The organism is Streptomyces sp. NPDC005808, from assembly GCF_042871385.1.
Taxonomy (GTDB): Bacteria; Actinomycetota; Actinomycetes; order Streptomycetales; family Streptomycetaceae; genus Streptomyces.
In genome coordinates, this window is sequence record NZ_JBIAIK010000009.1 from 316,014 (window position 1) to 335,388 (window position 19,375).

General features: G+C 70.6%; 16 protein-coding genes. 7 read left to right on the plus strand and 9 right to left on the minus strand.

Annotated features, from left to right (window positions below):
* Window positions 1-58: 58 nt before the first annotated feature.
* The 3 genes from ACFYPC_RS22190 to ACFYPC_RS22200 all read right to left on the minus strand — a co-directional run bounded on the left by ACFYPC_RS22190 (window position 59) and on the right by ACFYPC_RS22200 (window position 4,109).
* Window positions 59-1,168, minus strand: a complete 1,110-nt coding sequence (locus ACFYPC_RS22190; protein WP_388678782.1) for a hypothetical protein — start codon at window positions 1,166-1,168, stop codon at window positions 59-61.
* A 42-nt stretch (window positions 1,169-1,210) separates the two neighbouring features.
* Window positions 1,211-2,827, minus strand: a complete 1,617-nt coding sequence (locus ACFYPC_RS22195) for a M48 family metalloprotease (RefSeq protein WP_388678785.1) — start codon at window positions 2,825-2,827, stop codon at window positions 1,211-1,213.
* 163 nt (window positions 2,828-2,990) lie between these two features.
* Window positions 2,991-4,109 (minus strand): hypothetical protein, encoded by a 1,119-nt coding sequence (locus ACFYPC_RS22200; RefSeq protein ID WP_388678788.1) that lies wholly within the window; start codon window positions 4,107-4,109, stop codon window positions 2,991-2,993.
* 131 nt (window positions 4,110-4,240) lie between these two features.
* Here ACFYPC_RS22200 and ACFYPC_RS22205 point away from each other — a divergent pair, with 131 nt between their 5' ends.
* On the plus strand, window positions 4,241-5,395 hold the full coding sequence (locus tag ACFYPC_RS22205) for a cystathionine gamma-synthase (RefSeq protein WP_388678791.1): 1,155 nt from the start codon (window positions 4,241-4,243) through the stop codon (window positions 5,393-5,395).
* Window positions 5,396-5,518: 123 nt separating this feature from the next.
* Here the strand turns inward: ACFYPC_RS22205 and ACFYPC_RS22210 are convergent, their stop codons facing one another.
* The 3 genes from ACFYPC_RS22210 to ACFYPC_RS22220 form a co-directional block, all read right to left on the minus strand.
* Window positions 5,519-5,767 carry a hypothetical protein gene (locus ACFYPC_RS22210; protein WP_388678794.1) on the minus strand — a complete coding sequence of 83 codons (249 nt, stop codon included), beginning with the start codon at window positions 5,765-5,767 and terminating at the stop codon, window positions 5,519-5,521.
* On the minus strand, window positions 5,764-6,261 hold the full coding sequence (locus tag ACFYPC_RS22215; protein ID WP_388678797.1) for a sigma factor-like helix-turn-helix DNA-binding protein: 498 nt from the start codon (window positions 6,259-6,261) through the stop codon (window positions 5,764-5,766). Before ACFYPC_RS22215 ends, ACFYPC_RS22210 begins: the two co-directional genes overlap by 4 nt.
* 369 nt (window positions 6,262-6,630) lie before the next feature.
* Window positions 6,631-7,137 carry a MarR family winged helix-turn-helix transcriptional regulator gene (locus ACFYPC_RS22220; RefSeq protein WP_388678891.1) on the minus strand — a complete coding sequence of 169 codons (507 nt, stop codon included), beginning with the start codon at window positions 7,135-7,137 and terminating at the stop codon, window positions 6,631-6,633.
* Between the two features lie 163 nt (window positions 7,138-7,300).
* Here ACFYPC_RS22220 and ilvA point away from each other — a divergent pair, with 163 nt between their 5' ends.
* The 3 genes from ilvA (at window position 7,301) to ACFYPC_RS22235 (ending at window position 10,657) form a co-directional block, all read left to right on the plus strand.
* Window positions 7,301-8,551, plus strand: coding sequence for a threonine ammonia-lyase (gene ilvA, locus ACFYPC_RS22225; RefSeq protein WP_388678800.1), 1,251 nt, complete (start codon window positions 7,301-7,303; stop codon window positions 8,549-8,551).
* A 226-nt stretch (window positions 8,552-8,777) separates the two neighbouring features.
* On the plus strand, window positions 8,778-9,803 hold the full coding sequence (locus tag ACFYPC_RS22230) for an ATP-binding cassette domain-containing protein (RefSeq protein ID WP_388678803.1): 1,026 nt from the start codon (window positions 8,778-8,780) through the stop codon (window positions 9,801-9,803).
* Entirely contained in the window at window positions 9,800-10,657 is an 858-nt protein-coding gene (locus ACFYPC_RS22235) for an ABC transporter permease (protein WP_388678805.1), read from the plus strand. The genes ACFYPC_RS22230 and ACFYPC_RS22235 overlap by 4 nt, the downstream gene beginning before the upstream one ends.
* 202 nt (window positions 10,658-10,859) lie before the next feature.
* On the opposite strand, the gene greA is transcribed toward ACFYPC_RS22235, so the two are convergent.
* Together greA and ACFYPC_RS22245 are read right to left on the minus strand one after the other, a co-directional pair.
* Complete coding sequence (gene greA / locus ACFYPC_RS22240; protein WP_388678808.1) at window positions 10,860-11,357, minus strand: transcription elongation factor GreA; 498 nt, start codon at window positions 11,355-11,357, stop codon at window positions 10,860-10,862.
* 168 nt (window positions 11,358-11,525) lie between these two features.
* Window positions 11,526-11,924 (minus strand): DUF4307 domain-containing protein, encoded by a 399-nt coding sequence (locus ACFYPC_RS22245; protein WP_388678811.1) that lies wholly within the window; start codon window positions 11,922-11,924, stop codon window positions 11,526-11,528.
* A gap of 181 nt (window positions 11,925-12,105) precedes the next feature.
* Between ACFYPC_RS22245 and mca the strand changes: the two genes are divergently transcribed.
* Complete coding sequence (gene mca, locus ACFYPC_RS22250; protein ID WP_388678893.1) at window positions 12,106-12,966, plus strand: mycothiol conjugate amidase Mca; 861 nt, start codon at window positions 12,106-12,108, stop codon at window positions 12,964-12,966.
* Window positions 12,959-13,279, plus strand: a complete 321-nt coding sequence (locus tag ACFYPC_RS22255) for a hypothetical protein (protein WP_388678814.1) — start codon at window positions 12,959-12,961, stop codon at window positions 13,277-13,279. The genes mca and ACFYPC_RS22255 overlap by 8 nt, the downstream gene beginning before the upstream one ends.
* 546 nt (window positions 13,280-13,825) lie before the next feature.
* Here the strand turns inward: ACFYPC_RS22255 and ACFYPC_RS22260 are convergent.
* The gene (locus ACFYPC_RS22260) at window positions 13,826-17,038 is read right to left on the minus strand and encodes a tetratricopeptide repeat protein (RefSeq protein WP_388678816.1); all 3,213 of its coding nucleotides are present in this window, start codon (window positions 17,036-17,038) and stop codon (window positions 13,826-13,828) included.
* Window positions 17,039-17,199: 161 nt separating this feature from the next.
* On the opposite strand from ACFYPC_RS22260, the gene ACFYPC_RS22265 reads away from it, so the two are divergent.
* Window positions 17,200-19,239 carry a thioredoxin domain-containing protein gene (locus ACFYPC_RS22265; protein WP_388678818.1) on the plus strand — a complete coding sequence of 680 codons (2,040 nt, stop codon included), beginning with the start codon at window positions 17,200-17,202 and terminating at the stop codon, window positions 19,237-19,239.
* Window positions 19,240-19,375 lie beyond the last annotated feature (136 nt).

The window sequence follows — 19,375 nt, forward strand, 5'->3', positions numbered from 1 at the left end:
CCGAGCCGCTGTGTTCGCCGGACTCAGGTCGCACATCCGGCGGAACTCGGTGACCGGACTACCGCGAGGCCGCTGCGTTCGCCAGGCTCAGGTCTCGCATGCGGCAGAACTCGGCTGCCGGGTCGCCGCGGTAGCGCCAGGGGAGGGCTCCGACATGACCGTCCACCAGGCGGAACTGTTCGACGGCCGCCTCGTCCCGGTCCTGGAGACAGAGGTAGTAGGCGAGAAGGTGCCGGACCTCCGCCAGTCGCGGGTGCGTCGGGTCGGCGGCGGCCACGTCCACGAGCGCCGCGTCGACCAGGGCACGCATCTCGGGCGTACGGTCGGCGTCCGTCGAGTCCGACTCGTCGTGCTCGAAGTGCGCGATCAGCGGGAATGCCGTCATCAGGCTGCCCAGCGGCGCCCCGTCAGCCGCCCGCGCCGCGAACTGACGGGCCAGCTCTTCCGAGCCCCGCCACTTCTTGCACCAGTACTGCAGCGCCGAGAAGTGCGCCTCGTAGTGGTGCGGCGCGCGGTCGGTGAGCTCCTTCCACATGCGGTCCATCTCCGCGTGCGGGTAACCGAGTCCCAGCGCCGTCCAGATCTCACCGCAGTACGGGGTCGGGTCACCCTCGGGCGCCACGGCGGCCGCGCGGGCGTGTTCCTCGCGGGACCGGGCCAGCATGCGATGGAAGCCCTCGAACTGCTCGGAGGTGGTGTACTTGGCTCTCTTGCCACCGCGGATGTCCCAGGCCAGCATCACCGTGCTGCGCGCCCGCATCAGCACCGCGCCCGGGTCGTCGGGGCGTGCGGCTTCCCAGGCAAGGAGCCAGGCGTCGTCCTCGGCGGCGACCTTGGCGAGCGGTGCGAGGTACAGCGCGCGGCGCTCCCAGTCCCGCTCGACGGCCGTCGCGTCGAACAGCGCCGCGACCGGCTGCCAGTCGCCGGACCTGGCGGCGGCGAGTGCCGCTGTCAGCTCGGCCGGAGCCGGACCCGCGAACTTGGAGTTCTGCCGCTCGGGCGGCAGCAGCCCCAGGGCCGTGGCCTCGGCGGGCAGCTCGTAGCCCGTCGAGTCGCCGGCGCCCCGCCAGCCTTCGACGGCGCCCTCCACGATGGCCTTGAGGAAGTACAGGCCGAGAGCGACCAGGGGGAGTATGACGAGGGCCAGTACGACCCAGATGATGATCACAGCAAACCTCGGTGGGGGGTGACGGAGACGCGCACAGGGGCCTCAGCGGTGGTGGGTGAGCAGGGCACGCAATGGGGCGGTGTCGGCGGTGTCGGCGAGCGCCGCCCTGACCGCGGCGTCGAGGTCGGTCTCCGAGGTCTCCTTGCCGCCAGGCGTCGGCGGCAGGAGCACGGTGGCCGGCCGTGACCAGGAGAACTCCCAGCGCAGCTGGGAATGGGCGGCGAACTCAGCCAGTGCCATGCTGTGCAGAGACTCGTACAGGACGGGACGGACGAACTCGCGGAAGGCGCGGCCCTGCGCGGCGGACGCCCGGCTGGACAGGGGCAGCCTGCGGGCCAACTGCCACAGCTGCCCGTTGTCGATCAGCCGCAGCAGCGCGGGCAGGGTCGGCCGGTCCTTGGTGTACATCGCCAGCGCCCGGTGCAGCGGTGTGTTGAGGGAGGCGAGCCCCTCAGCTATGGAGGCGTCGAGCAGTTCTTGCCAGTCGAGGGTGCGCCGGAAGTGCCGTACGTCGTCCGCGAGAACCGTGTCCTCCAGGGCCGCCAGGATCCCCGCCGGATCGGCCAGGAGGTCGAGGGCGGTGCCCTTGGCCTCTTCCGTGCGCCCATCGGCGGGCAGCGCCTCGACGCGGCGGATGCGGTCGGAGATGGGTGGATGCGAGTCGTACGGCGACGGAGGCGCGGCCGGTGGTGCGGAGCGCAGCCCGACCAGTTCGAGCTGCCGGGCGTTCAGCATCGCGTGGAAGCCGCCGAACACCTCGCCGCGCGGCGGTAGAAGCCCGGCGCTGGAGCCCAGTGTCGCGTAGGAGTGCATGTAGAACCCGAACGCGGCGTCCAGGGCAGGGACCTCGCGCAGCGCCGACACGGTGGCGTCCCGTCCGGCGATCTTGGCGGCCACGGCGTCGGCGGCGTACTCCTGACGGCGGGAGTCGGCCAGCGTGGCGCGGAAGTACAGCTTGGCGTACGCGGTGTAGACCCTTGCCATCGCGCGGTAGGTGAGCCCCGCGTGGCCGGTGTCGATCTCTCGGGCCGCTTTCCCCCTGGCCTCGGCCTTGGTGTTCCTCTTCTCCTGCCGGGCCCGCTCGCGTTCCGCCGTGCTGCCGGCCCGTTCCTCGAACTGCTCGATGGTGCGCAGGACCTGCGCACGACCGCGCACGGTGATGGCTGCGAGTCGGGTCTCGGAGTTCGAGTAGTGGCCCAGCTCATGGGCCAGGACGGCCCGCAGCTGGTCCTCGGTCAGGCCCTGCATGAGGGGCACGCCGAGGTAGAGGCGGCGCGGTCCGGCGAGCAGGCCGAGGAAGTGGGCACGCTCACTGACGGCGGCGTTGACGTCGGCCGTGAGGACGACGACCGAGGGCGTGCGGGTGGCGACGTGGTCGGCCAGTTCGCTTACGGTGCGCCAGAGTTCGGGCTCGTCGGCAGCTGTCACGGGTATGCCCGCGATGTCCTCGTTCCTCGGCGTGCGCACCATGAACAGGCCGCGGACCAGCGGAATCGAGAGCAGCACGGAGACGACGTACGACTTGACGGCGACGCTGGAAGGGGCGTGCAGGTACAAGACGTAGTCGACCCCGGCCAGTGCGGCCAGCACGACGATGCCGAGCAGATGGAATCCGACGAGCCATACGAGAGCGCGCAGCGCGCGCAGGGTCGCGCCCATTGGGCAGAGTTCCCCCCCCGGGAAGACTGAAGATCACGAAAAAGTTTGGTGGCCATGGGTGTGATCATGACCAACAGGCAGGGGCGGAGTATTACCCACCCGTAAGCCGGGTGGCAAGGCGCAACCGGGTGTATGGGGGCTCAGCGCGCGACGGTGTGAGGCCTCAGCGCAGGAGCGTCGCCGGGCTCCCCCCGTTCGCCTCGTAGCCCGCCACCGCCAGCGCCCGGTACACCGCGTAGTCCGCTGCGGGGTCGGATGTGAGGGTCCAGGGCAGGGCGCCCACGTGGCCGTCGATATGGACCAGTTGGTTCATGGCCTCCGCCCAGCGCTCGCCGCGGACGAGGAAGAAGACCAGGAGGTGGCGGACGTGGGCGAGCATCGGGTCGTCGGGGCGGGCCGCGTGTACCGCGTAGAGGGCGCCGTGGACGGCCTTCGTCACGACCTCGCTCTGGTAGAAGCTGCGGACCAGGCTGACCTCGGGGAGGTGCTCGAAGACCGCGAAGAGCGGCATGGCGGCCAGCAAGGACCCTTGCGGGGCGCGCGCTGCCGCCGCCTCCGCGAACGAGTACGACATCTCACGCGTGCCGTGCCACTTCTCGCACCAGTAGTGCAGGGCCGCGAGATGCGCTCCCATGTGGGCCGGCGCGCGGTCCAGGATCTTCAGCCAGAGCTTCTCGAACTCCGGCTGGGAGTAGGCGAGTCCGCGCGCCACCGACAGCTCGATGATGTACGGGATCGGGTCCCCCGGGGCCAGCAGCGCGGCCTCGCCGCACGCCGACCTCGCCTCCTCCATGATGATCCGGAACTCGTCCGTCCCCGGCGTCGACGTGCGCCACGCCTGCTGCACCAGGAACTCCGCGTGCACCGCCGCGCCGCCCGCGTCCTTGGGCTTCTCCGCCCGCCACACCCGCAGCCACTGCCCGCCGGGGGTCTCGCTCACCCCTCCGGGGCGCTGCCGCAGCTCCAGCGACGCGGCGCCCGCGAAGGCCTGCACCCGCTGCCAGCGCCGCTCACCCTCTGCTTCCGTGCCGGCGAGCAGTTGCAGGGCGGAGCGGTAGTCCTGTGTGCGCTGAACCAGGTCCAGCACGTCCAGCAGGTCCCGGTCGGGGCCCGGCATGCGGATGTCCAGCTCCTCCTGCAGCAGGAACCCGTAGTTCGCCGGGTCCGCGGCGTCCGGGTCGCCCGGCGAGACCAGCTGTATACCGGCACGCCTGCGCCGCAGAACCGGCAGCAGGACCAGGCTGAACATGGCCAGCGCCATCAGGACCCACAGAATCTCCATGCCTCAAGCGAACCAGACGGGTCGGACAATTGGCGAACCGGTCGGCGTCACGGTCCGGAAACCTCGTCGTGCGGTCGGCTCCACCGGGGCGGGACGTCATCAGCCCCGCAAGCGCACTACGCTCGGGACGCATGAGCGACAGGCACATCAGTCAGCACTTCGAGACCCTCGCGATCCACGCGGGCAACACCGCCGATCCCCTCACGGGTGCGGTCGTCCCGCCGATCTACCAGGTCTCGACCTACAAGCAGGACGGCGTCGGCGGGCTCCGCGGCGGCTACGAGTACAGCCGCAGCGCCAACCCCACCAGGACCGCCCTGGAAGAGAACCTCGCCGCCCTGGAGGGCGGTCGCCGCGGCCTCGCGTTCGCGTCCGGACTGGCGGCCGAGGACTGCCTGTTGCGTACGCTGCTCAGCCCCGGTGACCACGTGGTGATCCCCAACGACGCGTACGGCGGCACGTTCCGCCTGTTCGCGAAGGTCGTTTCCAAGTGGGGGGTGGAATGGTCGGTCGCCGACACCAGCGACCCCGCGTCCGTACGGGCGGCCATCACCCCCAAGACCAAGGTCATCTGGGTGGAGACACCCTCCAACCCCCTCCTCGGCATCACGGACATCGCCGTCGTCGCCCAGATCGCACGCGACGCCGGCGCCAGGCTGGTCGTCGACAACACCTTCGCGACCCCCTACCTCCAGCAGCCGCTGGCGCTCGGCGCGGACATCGTCGTGCACTCGCTGACCAAGTACATGGGCGGCCACTCGGACGTCGTCGGCGGCGCCCTGATCACCGGGGACCAGGGACTCGGCGAGGAGCTGGCCTACCACCAGAACGCGATGGGCGCGGTCGCCGGGCCCTTCGACTCCTGGCTGGTGCTGCGCGGCACCAAGACGCTCCCCGTACGCATGGACCGGCACAGCGAGAACGCCACCAGGGTCGCCGACATGCTCACCCGGCACGCGCGCGTGACACGTGTCCTGTACCCGGGGCTGTCGGAGCACCCCGGTCACGAAGTCGCCGCCAAGCAAATGAGGGCGTTCGGCGGCATGGTCTCCTTCCAGGTCGCGGGCGGCGAGGAGGCGGCCGTCGAGGTCTGCAACCGTGCCAAGGTGTTCACGCTCGGCGAGTCCCTGGGCGGTGTCGAGTCCCTGATCGAGCACCCGGGGCGCATGACGCACGCGTCCGTCGCCGGCTCGGCCCTCGAGGTCCCCGCCGACCTCGTACGCCTCTCCGTAGGCATCGAGAACGTCGACGACCTGCTTCAGGACCTTCAGCAGGCGCTCGGTTAGAACCCGGGCTACCAACCCCCTCATACCTGGGTCACCAGTCGATCAGATCTGGATCCCGAGCCCCCGTCAGGTCTGGATACCCAGCCCGTCAGGTCTGGATCCCGAGCCCCCGTCAGACCCGGGTCACCAGCCGGTCAGCGGTGGAGTCGTCTCCGACGGCGGCTCCACCCAGGGCTGTGCCGTGATCGCCCAGACGACGAAGGCGACCGCCGCGGCGAACAGCACCAGCCACATCAGGCGGCGGACCGCCGTCCTGCGGCGCAGTATGCGGCTCCCGCGGCGCACGACATCCGCGTGCAGCTCGGGCGGCACCGGGGGCGGCGTCCGCTCCAGGATCCGCCGCACGGCGGCCTCGCGATCGCGCAGGCTCATGACGGCACCGCTCTCGCCAGAGCGGGGGCCGGTCCGCGCGGTGGGTGCAACAACGTCGCCATCGCACGGGCGCAGATCGCCCGTACCCGTTCCGTGGGGAGACCCAGCAAGGCTGCCGTCTGCTCCTCGGCGACCCCCTCGTACAGCCTGAGGACGAGGATCAGCCGCTCCTGGGGCGACAGGCGCGCCAGAACGCTGTCCGGCGACGGGCGGCTCCTGCCGAAGCTCCCGTGCTGGTGCCAGGCGCCGTGCGCGAAGCGGACGGCCAGGTGCTGGCGGGCGTGGTCGTACGGGTCCTCGCCGCGCAGGCGGTCCCAGGAGGCGTACGTCTGGGCCAGGGCCGACGTCAGCAGGCGCCGCGCGCGCGGGTTGGCGTTCGCGGGCTCCGCCGTGAGCAGGGTCGCGGCATGCAGCAGCCGCCCTGCCGCGCCCGCGACGAACGCTTCGAACTCCCGGGCCCGGCGGGCGCCATGGGACGCCTGCCGATCTCGCACCGCGCCTCCCGCCCGAGGACGACCCTGAGGGAAACGGGGCCCCGGCCGCGTACGACATGCCGCACCGCGCACGCCGCACCGGGAACTTCAAGGGCCCGGTCTCATATGAGACCGGGTGCGGCCTTCCGGTCAAGAGCCCCGGCGCACATGCACGCGCGCGTGGGGCACGAAACGATTCACGCGCGCGTGATCGGGAGGAAAGCCACGCACACGCACACGCGCGCACACGCGCACGTGAAGCAGAGGCACCTGCGGTCAGCCGACGCAGCCGGCCGAAGCCTCGCGCACGCGCGCGTGAAGCAGGCCCAAGGGACCCGAAAGCCCGCTCCGGCCGGCTGTCGCGGCTGTCGCTGCGGACGCTGCTGTCGCTCAGGAAGTCGGCTGCGACTCGTCCACGGGCACGCCCTGGGTGGCCTGTCGGGCCGACAGCGCGCTGTTGAAGCGCGTCAGGAGCGTGCAGAACGCCTCGCGCTCCTCCGGTGCCCAGTCGTGTGTCAGCTCGGCCATCAACTGACGCCTGGAGGAGCGCACTTCGTCGAGGCGGGACTGGCCGCGCGGCGAGAGCTGAAGGACCACCGCGCGCCCGTCCTCGGGGTGCGAGGTGCGCTTGACGAGCCCGGTGTCGACCAGCGGGGCCACCTGCCTGGTGACCGTCGAGGAGTCGATCCCCATGCTCGCGGCGAGCGCCTTGACGCCCATCGGACCTTCCTTGTCGAGGCGGTTGAGCAGCAGGTAGGCGGCGCGGTCCATGGAGTTCCGCACCTGCCCCACTCCGCCGAGCCGGGTCTGTTCGGCACGGCGCGCGAATACCGCGACCTCGTGCTGCAGGGTGTCGAGGAGACCGGTGTCACCGACGGTCGTCATGTCCATCGACATCTCTGGTGTTGTGGGCATGGCCGGGGGCTCAATTCATGCGTGGGAGCTGGGTTGGGGGACAGGGTACGCGGCCGGGGCGCGGGCCGTACCGACGCTGCGTAAACCAGTCTCGGAGCGTGGTCACACCGGGAGGAGGCCCACGTGAACTGCGAGACTGGTGGTCATGAGCTACAGCACGGCTGACTCCTTGCCCAGCGTGACTCTCGACGACGTACGCGGCGCGCAGAAGATGCTCACGGGCGTGGCGCGGATGACCGCGATGGAGGGCAGCAGGTATCTGTCCCAGCTGGTGGGCGCGCCCGTGCACCTCAAGTGCGAGAACCTCCAGCGCACGGGCTCGTTCAAGCTGCGCGGCGCGTACGTGCGGATCGCGGGCCTGGGTCCCGAGGAGCGCGCCGCGGGTGTCGTCGCCGCGAGCGCCGGAAACCACGCGCAGGGTGTCGCGCTGGCCTCCTCGCTCCTCGGCGTGCGGTCCACCGTCTTCATGCCCACCGGGGCGCCGCTGCCGAAGGTCGCGGCCACCCACGACTACGGCGCCGACGTGCGGCTCCACGGACAGGTGGTGGACGAGACGCTGGCCGCCGCGCAGGAGTACGCGGAGCGGACAGGGGCCGTGTTCATCCACCCCTTCGACCATCCGGACATCATCGCGGGGCAGGGCACGGTCGGCCTGGAGATCCTGGAACAGTGCCCCGAGGTGCGCACGATCGTCGTCGGAATCGGCGGCGGAGGCCTCGCCGCAGGCATCGCGATCGCGGTGAAGGCGCTGCGCCCCGACGTGCGGATCGTCGGCGTGCAGGCGGCGGGCGCGGCCGCGTATCCGCCCTCGCTGGCGGCCGGACGCCCTCTGTCGATAGAGAATCCGGCGACGATGGCCGACGGCATCAAGGTCGGGCGGCCGGGCGATGTGCCGTTCCGGATCATCGGCGACCTGGTGGACGACGTCGTCACGGTGACCGAGAACCATCTGTCCAGCGCGCTGCTGCTCTGCCTCGAGCGGGCCAAGCTGGTCGTCGAACCGGCGGGCGCGAGCCCCGTCGCGGCGCTGCTGGCGGAGCCGGGCGCCTTCGAGGGGCCGGTCGTGGCCCTGCTCTCGGGCGGCAATGTGGACCCGCTGCTGATGCAGCGCATCCTGCGGCACGGCATGGCGGCGAGCGGCCGCTACCTGGCGGTCACCCTGCGTCTGACGGACCGTCCCGGCGCCCTGGCCACACTGCTCGGGGTGTTGTCAGTGGCCGACGCTAACGTCCTCGATGTGAGCCACGTACGGACCGATCCACGGCTCGGGCTCACGGAGGTGGAGGTGGAGCTGCACCTGGAGACGAAGGGGCCCGAGCACTGCGCCGAGGTGAACCAGGCGCTGCGCGAGGCGGGTTACACCGTCATCGAGCTGAGGCCCGCTGCGGTCCGCTGAGGACGGCTGCGGGTATCTGGGCATCTCCCCAGGTCAGAGCCGTTGTCAGTGCGAGGTGGAAAAACCTGTTGAGTAACGCGATACATCGCGTTACTGTGTGTCTCTCGCCACACATCCCACCACAGGTCTGTCCGGACGGTCGAACGTTTTTTGACCGCCGGGCGGGACGAAACAGCGAAAACCAAGCTCCTTCCTAGGAATTCCCCGACCACATGGGAGACCTCACATGCCAGGCGCCATCTATGCCGAAGGCCTGGTGAAGACCTTCGGCGACGTAAGGGCTCTGGACGGCGTCGATCTCGATGTCCCGGAAGGCACCGTGCTGGGCCTGCTCGGGCCGAACGGCGCGGGCAAGACGACCGCCGTCCGCTGTCTGACCACCCTGTTGCGCCCCGACAGCGGCAGAGCGGTCGTCGCGGGCATCGACGTGCTCAAGAACCCCGACGCGGTGCGCCGCCGGGTCGGTCTGTCCGGCCAGTTCGCCGCGGTCGACGAGTATCTGACCGGCCGCGAGAACCTCCAGATGGTCGGCCAGCTCTACCAGATGAAGGCGAAGGCGGCGAAGGCCCGGGCGGAAGAGCTGCTGGAGCAGTTCAACCTCACCGACGCCGGCGACCGCACCGCGAAGACGTACTCGGGCGGTATGCGCCGCCGGCTCGACCTGGCGGCCGCGCTGGTCGTCTCGCCTCCGGTGATGTTCATGGACGAGCCGACTACCGGTCTCGACCCGCGTAACCGCCAGCAGCTGTGGGAGGTCATCAAACAGCTGGTCTCCGGCGGTACGACGCTGCTGCTGACCACCCAGTACCTGGAGGAGGCCGACCACCTCGCGCACGACATCTGCGTGGTCGACCACGGCCGCGTCATCGCCCGCGGCACCGCCGACCAGCTCAAGGCGCAGACCGGCGGCGAGCGCGTCGAGGTGGTCGTGCACGAGCGCGAGCACATCGAGACGGCCTCCGAGGTGTTGCGCGGCTTCGGCAAGGGCGAGACCACGGTCCAGGAGCACACCCGCAAGCTCACGGTGCCCGTCACCGGCGGCGCGAAGCTCCTCGCGGAGGTCATCCGCGAGCTGGACAGCCGCGGCATCGAGATCGACGACATCGGCCTGCGCAGGCCCACCCTGGACGACGTCTTCATCTCCCTCACCGGCCACGCGGCCGAGGAGAGGGAAGAGGGCAACGGAGTGGCGGACAGCAAGGACCGCAAGGACAGCAAGAGCCGCAAGCGCAAGAAGGAGGACGCGAAGTGAGTGCCGTCACCGACGCCGTGCAGGTCCCGGCGCCCGCCAACCCCGTCGGCCAGTCCATCCGGGACTCCCTGGTCGTCGCCAAGCGCAACCTGATCAGGATGTCCAGGATTCCTGAGATGGTGATTTTCGGGCTGATCCAGCCCATCATGTTCGTGGTGCTGTTCAGCTATGTCTTCGGCGGTTCCATGCAGATCGGCGGCAGCACCAGCTCCACCGACTACCGGAACTTCCTGATGGCCGGCATCTTCGCGCAGACCGTCACCTTCGCCACCGCGGGCGCCGGTGCGGGCATCGCCGACGACATGCACAAGGGCCTGATCGACCGCTTCCGCTCGCTTCCCATGGCGCGCGGCGCGGTGTTGACCGGGCGGACGCTCGCCGACCTCGTACAGACCGCGCTCACCCTGCTGGTCCTCGCCATCGTGGCCCTGCTGGTCGGCTGGCGGGTCGGGTCGGACGGCGACACCAACGCCGGCAAGGTCCTCGGTGCCTTCGGGCTGCTCCTCCTGTCGGGGTACGCGTTCACCTGGATCGGCGCGCTCATCGGCCTCTCCGTGCGCACCCCGGAGGCGGCAACCTCCGGCGGACTGATCTGGCTCTTCCCGGTCACGTTCATCTCGAACGCGTTCGTGGACTCCAGCAACATGACGCCCTGGCTGCGGCACATCGCGGACTGGAACCCCTTCAGCGCCACCGTGCAGGCCTCCCGTGAGCTCTTCGGCAATCCGGGCGTCTCGCAGTCGGACGCCTGGCCCATGCAGCACGCGGTCTGGGCCTCGCTGATCTACTCGGTGCTGATCGTCCTGATCTTCAGGACGCTGGCCGTGCGCAAGTACCGGTCCGCCACCGCGTGACCAAAGCATCGATCCAGGCATGACGATGCCCCCGGGCCGCGGAGGCGGGTTCTCGGGGGCATCGTCGGAGTCGGAGCCGGTCGGAGTACGTGGTCCTGGGGCGGCGTCCGTCCTGGACACAGGTGGGCCTTGGGCTTACGTGGTCCCCGGACCCCGTCAGTGGTCCCGGGCCCAGGACCCCGGACCCCGGGTCGTCCTCGGGTCAGCCCTGGTAGGGCACGGACTTGAGGATCTTCACCGAGGCGAGCTTTCCGTTCGGCAGCTCGTACTGGGCGTCCTCGCCGACCTTCTTGCCGTTCACGCCGGAGCCCAGCGGGGACTGCGGCGAGTACGTCTCGATGTCGGCGCTCGCGTACTCGCGCGAGGCCAGCAGGAAGTCCAGGGTGTCGTCCTCGTCGCCGTCGAAGGCGATGGTGACGACCATGCCGGGCGCGACCACACCGTCGGCCGCGGGAGCCTCGCCCACCTTGGCCTTCTCCAGGAGCTGGGTCAGCTGGCGCACGCGGAGCTCCTGCTTGCCCTGCTCCTCCTTGGCCGCGTGGTACCCGCCGTTCTCCCGCAGGTCGCCCTCCTCGCGCGCCGCCGCGATCTTCGTGGCGATCTCCGTGCGCGCGGGACCAGACAAATACTCCAGCTCGGCCTTGAGCTGGTTGTACGCCTCCTGGGTCAGCCAGGTGACGTTCTCGCTGGTCTGGGTCACAGGTGCTCCTCGTAGGTACTGGGAATACAAAGCATCGCCCTACCCAGAAGAATGGTCCTTCACGGGTGGGCGAAACCACGAGCCTAACAATTCAGCGGCCGAAGGGGGAGGACATAAGACACCAGAATTACGTCAACGCAGGTCAACACGTAAGTGCTGGGGGTGACGTCAGTCGTCGTAGCACCCCAGAAGCTCCGCGGTGGTGCCCTTGGCGGTCGTGCGGAGCGTGAGGACCTTGTCGATGCGGGACGCGTCCTGATCGAAGCGGAAGTCCGCGCGGCCCACCTCGGCGCCGTCCGCGGCCTGTGAGCGCAGCGTGCAGTAGCCGTGGGCGTCGGCGTCCTTGCGGACTTCCAGGTGCACCTCGACCTCGGTGTCCGAGGCGCTGAAGGTGATCACCTCGGCGCTGATCTTGGTCCCGGCGATGTGGTCGTACCCGTACCAGCCGATGAGCACGAGCAGGATCGCGCCCAGTACGCCGCCGATGACCTTGAGTTTCCGGTCGGCGCGCTCGTCCGCGGAGCGGCCGTACCGGCCCTCGGGCAGCTGCGTGCTCGCCGTACTCATGGTCGTCCTCTCGGCAGGGGCGGCGGCATGGGTCCGGGAGGCCCAGGGCCGGGACCCGGAATTATTCGCCCTCCGGTTCCGTCACTATAGAAGCCGCCCATCGAGCTGATTCACGCCGGGCGCCGACTTGCCGACTGGCCGACTTACTGAGGATTGAGTCTTGACTGACCAGCTGCGACTGATGGCCGTGCACGCCCACCCCGACGACGAGTCGAGCAAGGGCGCCGCCACCATGGCGAAGTACGTGTCCGAGGGGGTGGACGTGCTGGTCGTGACCTGCACGGGCGGCGAGCGCGGCTCCATCCTCAATCCGAAGCTTCAGGGTGACAAGTACATCGAGGAGCACATCCACGAGGTACGCAAGAAGGAGATGGACGAGGCGCGCGAGATCCTCGGCATCAAGCAGGAGTGGCTCGGCTTCGTCGACTCCGGCCTGCCCGAGGGCGACCCGCTGCCGCCGCTTCCCGAGGGCTGCTTCGCACTGGAGGACGTCGACAAGGCGGCCGGCGAGCTGGTGAAGCAGATCCGCTCCTTCCGTCCCCAGGTGATCACCACGTACGACGAGAACGGCGGTTACCCGCACCCCGACCACATCATGACCCACAAGATCTCGATGGTGGCGTTCGAGGCGGCGGCGGACACCGAGAAGTACCCGGAGCCGCAGTTCGGCCCGGCGTTCCAGCCGCAGAAGCTCTACTACAACCAGGGCTTCAACCGCCCGCGGACCGAGGCGCTGCACCACGCACTCCTGGAGCGTGGCATGGAGTCGCCGTACGGGGACTGGCTCAAGCGGTGGTCGGAGTTCGAGCGCACCGAGCGCACGCTGACCACGCACGTTCCGTGCGCCGAGTTCTACGAGATCCGCGACAAGGCGCTGATCGCGCACGCCACGCAGATCGACCCCGACGGCGGCTGGTTCAAGGTCCCGCTGGAGCTCCAGAAGGAGGTCTGGCCGACCGAGGAGTACGAGCTCGTGAAGTCCCTCGTCGATACCTCCCTCCCCGAGGACGACCTCTTTGCGGGCATCCGCGACAATGCCTGACATGAGCGCAAGCCTGGCACTGACGCACCTCGTCCCCCTCGCCAAGGAGGTCGACGAGAACAAGGTCACCCCCGGCGTCCTCGGCTTCATCGTCTTCGCGGCGATGGCCCTGGCGGTGTGGGCACTGATGAAGTCCATGAACCGGCACATGGGGAAGGTCAACGACAACTTCGAGGCGAGTGCCTCAGGCAAGGGGGACGGGGACGGGAACGGGGACGGGGGTGACTCCGGGGAGGGGCCCGGTGACCCGGACGCCTCAGCCGGGGGGACCTCGCCCGCGAAGGCCTCGCCGGCGAAGGCCGAGAAGGCCTGACCAGCGGAGGCCGGGAAGCTCGACCCGCGCTGAGGCGCCACCCGTCGCCGGCGCGCGGCCGCTGAGCGCCTGCGGTCGCTGAGCCGTCAGCGGGCGCAGACGGCCGACGCGGCGCGCTGCGCTTACCTGTTCACTCCCGCGCCTCGGCGCGGTGCCTCCGCCCCATCGGGCGGGGCCGGTTGCCCGCCGGCGGCGGCCGCGCCGCTGTCGGACGCACGCGTGCCGTGTGGTGCAGTGTGGGCCCGCCCAAGCCCGATCGGCGCGAGGCGCGAGCAGCCGTACGCCGCCTCGCTGCGGCGCGATGCGCGGCTGGCATCGGCGGAGCGAGCGGGTCCCCGAGGCGCTCGCTGACGTACGCCGTCGGAGTCGGTCCGTCCGAGGGCGAGTGGCTCTAGTGGGTCCGCGAGGCGCTGTCGCCGTACGCCGGTGTGCGCGGCGCTCGGCGGCGTACGCCGACAGGGCGCGGGTCTCGGCGGCGTACGCCGACAGGGCGCGGGTCTCGTCGGCGTCAGCCGGTCCCCCCGGCACCGTAACCCCCGCGCACCGTCACCCCCGCCCGGCTCCCACCGCCACCCCCATCACGTCCCGGGCGTGGCGCTTGGGCACCATCTGGAGGCGCCATGCCTGCCAGCCGGTTTCCAGGCTCACGCCTCGTTCCAGCAGGAGCTGGTACGCCTCGACGTAGTCGTCGAGTTTTGCGTCCCGGGACGTGTGGCCGGTGCGGGACAGCCGGCTGAGTTCCTCCTGGGCGACGGCGGTGCCGATCTCGGAGCCGCCGGGGGCGGCGTAGGGGAGCAGGGTGCAGCGCAGGAAGCGGGCCCAGTCCTCGCCGCGGCGGTCGCCGTACGAGTCGAAGAGGGCGATGGCCTCGTCGCACAGCTTCAGCGCCTGCTGGGTACGGGCGTTGCCGCCGTCGACCACCGCCAGTTCCAGGCACGTCCACGCCTCGCCGTGCGCGACGCCGATGCGCTGGAAGTCGGCGCGGGCGTCGACGAGGAGCTGGCGGGCGAAGCCGGAGTTGCGCAACGAGCCTGTCTGGCCGGCCCGTTGGTCGCGGGTGACGCGCGCCGAGTGATGGCGGGCGCAGGCCAGTCCGTACACGTCGCGCATGCGGGAGAACATCGTGCGGGAGCGCTCCAGTTCGCGCACCGCCTGGTCCAGGTTGCCGGTCTCCTCCAGGGCCTGGCCCAGGTAGTACAGCGTCCACGCCTCGCCGCGCGCGTCCTCGTTGTCGCGGTGCCGGGAAGCCGCCTGGCGCAGGCCGTCGACCGCGGGGGACGGGTCGCCGGCGACGAGGCGGGCGCGGGCCAGCTGGGTCAGCGCCCAGGCCTCGCCGCGGGGGTCGCGGGTGCGGCCGTACAGTTCGAGTGCCTCGCGCAGTTCGCGTTCCGCGCGCGGTACGTCGCCCATCCGCAGGCCGAGTTGGCCGAGGTGGAAGTGCGCCCACGCCTCGCCGTGCACGGACTCGCTCTCGCGGTGCAGGACCAGCGCCCGGGTGAGCAGGTCCAGGGCCACGGCGAGCCGGGAGCGGTCGCGCTCCACGCCGGCCAGTGCGTGCATCGTCCAGGCGCGGTCGCCCGCCAGCTCGGGCGAGGCCTGCAGGTCCATGGCCTCCTGGAGCTTCGCCGCGGCCTCGGTGAGGTTGCCCTGGTGGTGGAGGGTGATGCCGAGGGAACACAGGGCCAGGGCGGCGCCCGCGTCCTGATGGGCCTCGAAGTAGAGGTCGACGACCGAGGAGAGCGTCGTACGGGCCTTGTCCAGCTCGCCGAGCTGACGGGCCGCGATGCCCGTACGCCACTGGACCGAACGGACCAGCAGGCCCTGGTCGACGGCCTGCGTCAACTCGCTGATCTCGCCCAGGCGGTAGAGGTCGCCGCGCAGCAGGCAGTAGTCGCAGAGCGCGCCCAGGAGATGGAGTACGGCCGCCTGGTCCACGCCCTCCGCGTGCCGCAGGGCCGCCGTGATGAAGCTCGACTCGTCGTCCAGCCAGCGCAGGGCCGCGTCGAGAGAGGTGAAGCCGTGCGGGCCGAACTGGTCCGCCCGCGTGGACGTCTTGCCGTCGACCAGGCGGATCACCGAGTCCGCCAGCTCCGCGTAGTTCACGATCAGACGTTCCTGGGCCGCCGTACGCTCGGACGGTTCCTCCTCGTCGAGGAGGCGGGCCTGCGCGAAGGTGCGGACGAGGTCGTGCAGGCGGTAGCGGCTGCCCCGGACGTGGTCGACGAGGCCCGCGCGGGAGAGCGCGGTCAGGTGGCGGGTGGCCTCCGGTTCGTCCGTGGCGAGCAGGGAGGCGGCCGCGACGGCGCCCAGGGAGGCACGGCCCGCGAGGGCGAGGCGGCGCAGCAGCCGGCGTGCCGTGTCCGTCTGGTCCGTGTAGCGCAGCCACAGGACCCGCTCGACCGGTTCGACCGGGCCGTACGCCGCCAGGTCCGAGGCCAGTTGGCGTGGCGTCCGCGGGCCGAGCGAGGAACCGGCGATGCGTAGGGCCAGCGGCAGACCGCCGCACAACTCCCTTACGCGGTCGGAGGATTCGGCGTCGTAGGGGCCGGACTTGTCCTCCGCGGCTGCGCTCAGCAGCTCCTCGGCGCCGGCCGCCTCCAGCGCCTCGACCGGGAGCTGGTGCACCCAGGCGGCAAGGTCGGCCGGCAGGTCGAGGGGTTTGCGGGCGGTGACCAGGACCAGGCTGTCCGAGCGCTCGGGGACCAGGATGCGGACCTGCTCGGCGTCGCTCGCGTCGTCAAGGACGATCGTCACCGGCAGCCCCGTCAGGTGCTGGTGGTACAGCTCGGTCAGCCGCCTGACCTGCTGGTCCTGCTGGTTCTGCGAGGAACGCTCGCGGAAGAGGAGCTGCTCGCGCGGCGCGCCGAGACGATTCAGCAGATGGAGCAGCGCGTCCCGTGTCGTCAGCGGCGACTCCTCGGGGTTGTCGCCGCGCAGGTCCACCACGCAGGCGCCCCGGAACTGGTCCTTCAGGGCATGCGCCGCCCGGATCGCGAGCGTGCTGCGGCCGGAGCCGGGCACGCCGTACAGCACCACCACCGTCGGCTTCGTCTCCGTGCTCGCGCGCGCCGCGTGCACCCACTGCGCGACCCGCGACAGCTCTGCGCGACGGCCGGCGAACGGGCCTTCCGGATCGGGCAGTTGACCGAACGACTGCTCCAGCACACTGCGCCGCCTGGCTGCCGCGCTCTTGTCGGTGCGCCGCAGCTGGGGCCCGCCCTGCTTGGCGCCCGTGGTGGCGCTGAGCACGCGCTGTTGGTCGATGAAGGGCCGGATCCCGCGTACTTCCAGGGCCGTCAGCCACTGCAGACGCAACTGCTCGGCGCCGCCCGGCTGCCCCAGCGCGCCGGCCCGGCGGCTCGCCGCCGGCAGATGCGAGGCCGTCACCTTGACCACGGTGGCCGCCGCGCCCACCACGCCCACGGTCGCCCCCGCACCGAGCGCCGTCCCCGCGCCCGTACCGAGCGCCAGGTCCGCCACGACGGCCGCGACCGCCGCAACGACCGCCACCAGCAAGGGAGTTCCCGCACCGTCCCGGGCGTACCGCTGCCCGAACGTCAGCCGCCCCGCCTCCGCCTCGTCGAGCGCTCCCGTGTACGCCCCGTACTCCTCGGCCGCCGTCTCACCCATCGCGTCCAGCGCACCCCGAGCGCGAGAAAGAAGTACGCCCCCGTCGGTACGTCCACCCGACCGCCGTACCTCTTCCTCCACGGCCCGGGCCAACAGCCGCTCGGCATCCGCCCGGTGGCTGTCCCGCATGTCACGTCCCCCTCCGGCGGCAACATCTGTCGCCGCCAAGTGTCCTGCGTACGGGGCGTCCGCGCGAGGGTGCGCACGGATCATCACGGTGGTTGCCCGGATCCGGGGATCATCACGGTGCCTTCGCGGCCATGAGGGGTGCGGTGCGCAAGGATGGAGGTATGCCGAACCGACTGGCCCACGAGACGTCCCCCTACCTCCTCCAGCACGCCGACAACCCCGTCGACTGGTGGCCCTGGTCGGCCGAGGCCTTCGACGAGGCACGCAAGCGGAATGTGCCGCTGCTGCTGAGCGTCGGCTATTCCAGTTGCCACTGGTGTCATGTGATGGCTCACGAGTCCTTCGAGGACGAGGCGACGGCCGCGTATCTGAACACGCACTTCGTCAACGTCAAGGTCGACCGCGAGGAGCGCCCCGACGTCGACGCCGTCTACATGGAGGCCGTGCAGGCCGCCACCGGCCAGGGCGGCTGGCCCATGACCGTGTTTCTGACCCCCGATGCCGAGCCCTTCTACTTCGGGACCTACTTCCCGCCCACGCCCCGCCACGGCATGCCGGCCTTCCGGCAGGTGCTGGAGGGCGTGCACAGTGCCTGGGCCGACCGGCGTGGCGAGGTCGCCGAGGTCGCCGGGAAGATCGCGCGGGACCTCGCTGAACGCGAGCTGAGTTACGGCGACGCCCAGGCCCCCGGCGAGGAGGAGCTGGCGCAGGCCCTGCTCGGACTCACCCGGGAGTACGACGCCCAGCACGGCGGTTTCGGCGGGGCGCCCAAGTTCCCGCCGTCCATGGTGATGGAGTTCCTGTTGCGGCATCACGCGCGGACCGGATCCGAGGGCGCGCTCCAGATGGCAGCCGACACGGGCGAGCGGATGGCGCGAGGCGGGATCTACGACCAGCTCGGCGGCGGCTTCGCCCGGTACTCGGTCGACCGTGAGTGGGTTGTGCCACATTTTGAGAAGATGCTCTACGATAATGCACTTTTGTGCCGGGTGTACGCGCATCTCTGGCGCTCCACCGGGTCCGAGCTCGCGCGTCGCGTCGCCCTGGAGACCGCCGACTTCATGGTGCGTGAACTGCGCACGGACGAAGGCGGGTTCGCCTCCGCGCTCGACGCCGACAGTGACGACGGGAACGGGAAGCATGTCGAGGGGGCGTACTACGTATGGACGCCTGAGCAGTTCAGGGAAGTCCTCGGGGAGGACGCCGGACTCGCCGCGGACTACTTCGGGGTGACCGAGGAGGGCACCTTCGAGGAAGGGGCCTCCGTTCTTCAACTTCCGCAGCACGAGGGCGTGTTCGACGCGGAGAAGATCGCCTCGCTTCGGCAGCGCCTTCTCGCCGCCCGCGCGCAGCGCCCCGCTCCCGGCCGTGACGACAAGGTCGTCGCCGCCTGGAACGGGCTCGCGGTGGCCGCCCTCGCGGAGACCGGCGCCTACTTCGGGCGTCCGGACCTCGTGGAGGCCGCGATCGGCGCCGCCGATCTCCTCGTACGGCTGCACATGGACGACCGGGCGCGGCTGGCCCGTACCAGTAAGGACGGTCAAGTCGGGGCGAACGCCGGGGTGTTGGAGGACTATGCGGATGTCGCCGAGGGGTTCCTCGCGCTGGCGGGGGTCACCGGGGAGGGGGTGTGGCTGGAGTTCGCCGGGTTCCTGCTCGACCATGTGCTCGTGCAGTTCACGGACTCCGAGACGGGCGCCCTGTACGACACCGCGGCCGATGCCGAGCGGCTCATCCGGCGTCCGCAGGATCCCACCGACAACGCGACGCCCTCGGGGTGGAACGCGGCAGCCTGCGCGCTGCTCTCGTATGCGGCGCAGACGGGGGCGGAGCCGCATCGGACCGCGGCGGAGCGGGCGTTGGGGGTCGTGAAGGCGCTCGGGCCGCGCGTGCCGCGCTTCGTCGGCTGGGGGCTGGCCGCGGCGGAGGCGCTTCTCGACGGGCCGCGGGAGATCGCCGTGGTGGGTCCGATGGAGGATCCCGCGACCCGGGAACTGCATCGCGTGGCGCTGCTGGGCACCGCGCCGGGGGCCGTTGTGGCCGTCGGCGCTGCGGACAGTGACGAACTTCCGCTGCTCACTGACCGCCCGTTGGTCAACGGCCTGCCCTCCGCTTACGTTTGCCGGAACTTCACCTGTGACGCGCCAACCTCCGATGTCCAGCGGTTGCGCGAGGCGGTGGGAGGCGGAAACGCCGTCTGACATGGGCTACAGGGTCCGTAAACCTCCGACGTGGCGGGATACGTCCGGTTACTTGCCCTTACTCGACTGAGGATTCCGAAACATTCTATTTATCTGATGAGCTTCCTGACTTCACAGTTCCCCCATAGTCTCTGCA

Coding starts and splice junctions, on each gene's coding strand:
- ACFYPC_RS22195 (WP_388678785.1), bottom strand. CDS start 2,827: ATGGGCGCGACCCTGCGCGCGCTGCGCGCTCTCGTATGGCTCGTCGGA.
- ACFYPC_RS22200 (WP_388678788.1), bottom strand. CDS start 4,109: ATGGAGATTCTGTGGGTCCTGATGGCGCTGGCCATGTTCAGCCTGGTC.
- ACFYPC_RS22205 (WP_388678791.1), top strand. CDS start 4,241: ATGAGCGACAGGCACATCAGTCAGCACTTCGAGACCCTCGCGATCCAC.
- ACFYPC_RS22210 (WP_388678794.1), bottom strand. CDS start 5,767: ATGAGCCTGCGCGATCGCGAGGCCGCCGTGCGGCGGATCCTGGAGCGG.
- ACFYPC_RS22220 (WP_388678891.1), bottom strand. CDS start 7,137: ATGTCGATGGACATGACGACCGTCGGTGACACCGGTCTCCTCGACACC.
- ilvA (WP_388678800.1), top strand. CDS start 7,301: ATGAGCTACAGCACGGCTGACTCCTTGCCCAGCGTGACTCTCGACGAC.
- ACFYPC_RS22230 (WP_388678803.1), top strand. CDS start 8,778: ATGCCAGGCGCCATCTATGCCGAAGGCCTGGTGAAGACCTTCGGCGAC.
- ACFYPC_RS22245 (WP_388678811.1), bottom strand. CDS start 11,924: ATGAGTACGGCGAGCACGCAGCTGCCCGAGGGCCGGTACGGCCGCTCC.
- mca (WP_388678893.1), top strand. CDS start 12,106: ATGGCCGTGCACGCCCACCCCGACGACGAGTCGAGCAAGGGCGCCGCC.
- ACFYPC_RS22255 (WP_388678814.1), top strand. CDS start 12,959: ATGCCTGACATGAGCGCAAGCCTGGCACTGACGCACCTCGTCCCCCTC.
- ACFYPC_RS22260 (WP_388678816.1), bottom strand. CDS start 17,038: ATGCGGGACAGCCACCGGGCGGATGCCGAGCGGCTGTTGGCCCGGGCC.
- ACFYPC_RS22265 (WP_388678818.1), top strand. CDS start 17,200: ATGCCGAACCGACTGGCCCACGAGACGTCCCCCTACCTCCTCCAGCAC.